Here is a 2,849-nt window from a genome sequence, read left to right as displayed (position 1 = left end):
GGCCGCGGACCACGCGTCCGGCGCGGTCCTGCCCTCGGCGCGCAGCAGCTCGGCACGCAGCCACAGGTCGTACGCCTCCCATACGGGCACGCCGGTCGCCAGGGTCCTGGCCGCCGCGCGGATCCGGTCCAGGATCTCCGGGCGGCCCGGTTCGGTCGCCGGGGTGCCGTGGGCGTCGGCCTCCGCGGTGGTGGCGGCGAGCAGCAGGGGCCAGCCGTAGCGCTGGGTGCCGGGCGGCAGTCCGGTGTCGAGGGCGGTGAGCAGTTCGGTGCGGGCGTCGGCGAGGCGGCCCTCGGCGGCGGCGATGCCGATGGCGACCCACTTCATGGGGAGGGCGTACTGCGGCATCGGGTCGTGGGTGCCGAAGAAGGTGCGGGCGTCGGCGAGCCGGCGGGCCGCTTCGGCCATGTCCCCGCGGTCGTACGCGAGGTACGCCAGGCGCATCGAGCCCCCGGCGCGGGGCTTGGCGCTCTGTTCGAGACGCTGGGCGTTGGCCGCGGCGCGGGCCGCCTCGTCCCAGCGGCCGAGGGTGTGGAGGGACTCGGCGAGGTTGCCCCACACCCAGCCCTCGGAGTCCAGCAGCCCGAGCCTGCGGGTGATGTGGACGCCTTCGTGGAGGAGTCCGGCGGCCTCCTCGGAGCGGCCGACGCCTTCGAGGACGGACGGGAGGTTCACATGGGCGCGGGCCACCACCATGTCCATGCCCAGTTCGGTCGCCCGGTCCTTGACCTCGTACATCTCGGCGAGTCCGGTGTCGATGTCACCGGCGTCGACCATGAGGCCGCCGAGGGTGAGCCGGGCGTTGAGCTCGATGTCGTGGGCGCCGACCATGCGCGCGTACTCGACGGCGCGTTCGGCGGCGGCCATGGCGTCCGGGCCGGGTTCGTGCAGCATGGACCAGCTGGCGGCGGAGGCGAGGACCTCGGCGTGCACCTCGGACGGCGGCAGTCCGCGCACCAGCTCCTGCGCGGTGCCGAGTTCGGCCCAGCCGTCACCGCGGGCGAGGGCCTGGGTGAGCCGGGAGCGCTGCACCCAGAACCAGGCGGCGCGCAGCGGGTCCGGGTCCTCGTCGAGGAGGCGCAGCGCCCGCTTGGTGATCTTCATCGAGCGTTCGCGTTCCCCGCAGAGGCGTCCGGCGACGGCGGCCTCGGCCATCAGGTCGAGGTAGCGCAGCGGTGTCGTCTCGGGGTCGCAGCCGCAAGGAGGGTAGACCTCGGCGTAGTCGACGGGGCGCAGGGTGGCCCGTACGGCGTCGGGGACGGCGTCCCACAGCTCCATCGCCCGGTCCAGCAGGCCCAGTTGTTCGGAGTAGGCATGGCGTCGGCGGGCTTCGACGGAGGCGTCGAGGACGGCGGGCAGGGCCTTGGCCGCGTCGTGGGCGTGGTACCAGTAGCTGGCCAGGCGGGTCACCCGCTCGTCGGCGGGGACCAGGGTGGGGTCGGCCTCCAGGGCCTCGGCGTAACGGCGGTTGAGACGGGAGCGTTCGCCGGGCAGCAGGTCGTCACTGACGGCCTCGCGGACCAGGGAGTGGCGGAAGCGGTAGCCGTCGCGGTCGGGTGCGGGGGTGAGGATGCTGGCGTTGACGGCGGCCCGCAGGGCCTCGATGAGGTCGTCCTCGGTGAGCCGGGCGACGGCGGCCAGCAGCCGGTCCTCGACGGTGGAGCCGCCCTCGGCGACGATCCGGGCGACCCGCTGGGCGCTCTCCGGCAGGCCCTCGACCCTGACGAGGAGGAGGTCGCGCAGGGAGTCGGTGAGGCCGGTGCAGCAGCCCTCGTCGGAGGCGACGGCGAGTTCCTCGACGAAGAAGGCGTTGCCGTCGGAGCGTTCGAAGATGTCGTCGACGCGGTCCGCGTCGGGTTCGCGGGCGATGATGCCGGCTATCTGCCGGTGGACCTCCTCGCGGTTGAAGCGGCCGAGTTCGACGCGCTGGACCGTGCGGAGCCGGTCGAGTTCGGCGAGGAGGGGGCGCAGCGGGTGGCGGCGGTGGATGTCGTCGGAGCGGTAGGTGGCGAGGAGGACGAGGCGGCCGGTGCGCAGGGTGCGGAACAGGTAGGCCAGCAGGTGGCGGGTGGAGGCGTCGGCCCAGTGCAGGTCCTCCAGGGCGAGGACGACGGTGTGCTCGGCGGTGACGCGCTCCAGCAGGCGGGCGGTGAGCTCGAAGAGGCGGGCCATGCCCTGTTCGTCGCGGCGGACCTCGCGGGCGGCGGTGCCGATCTCGGGGAGCAGGCGGGCGAGTTCCTCCTCCTGGCCGGAGGCGGCGGCGGCGAGCTGGTCGGGCAGCTCGCGGCGGAGTTGGCGCAGGGCGGTGGAGAAGGGGGCGAAGGGGAGTCCGTCGGCGCCGATCTCCACGCAGCCGCCGAGGGCGACGATCGCGCCGCGGCGGCGGGCCGCGGCGGCGAACTCCTCCACGAGGCGGGTCTTCCCCACTCCGGCCTCGCCTGCGACGAGCAGGGCCTGGGGCTCGGTGGCGGCGCGGGTGAGGGCGGTGTTCAGTGTGTCGAGCTCGGTGCTGCGGCCCACGAACACGGGACTGACGGACTTGGTCTCCACGGTCCTGAGCATTGCATGCCCTTCCGGTTACGGGTCACCGGTTTTCGTCGTGGGCGGGGGTGGTTCTGCGGGCCGGTGCCTGTGGGGTGCCCGGTGTGGGTCTGGGGGTTCTGCGAACCGGTGCTTGTGTTGGTGACCCGCGTTGGTACCGAACGGGGGTTGTCGCGCAGCCCGGCGCTTGCGGGGTGCCGTCGCGCCCACCCGTGCCGCCCCAGCGGCACGATTGCCCGCGGAGGGCGGGGCACGCGGCGCGGCTGCCCGCGGATTGCGGGGCACGCGGCGTGGTTGTGGGGCGGCGG

The 2,849-nt window shown here is 74.3% G+C and carries 1 protein-coding gene; it reads right to left on the bottom strand.

Translation table 11 applies throughout. From position 1 onward, the window contains the following. On the bottom strand, positions 1-2,562 hold a 2,562-nt coding region (locus B7767_RS18760; RefSeq protein WP_085573191.1), incomplete at its 3' end, for an AAA family ATPase. Positions 2,563-2,849: the final 287 nt, after the last annotated feature.

The sequence above is a fragment of the Streptomyces sp. 13-12-16 genome (assembly GCF_002114215.1).
Taxonomy (GTDB): Bacteria; Actinomycetota; Actinomycetes; order Streptomycetales; family Streptomycetaceae; genus Streptomyces.
Note: the sequence above shows the minus strand (reverse complement) of the source record. Positions and strands in the feature narration are given on the sequence as shown.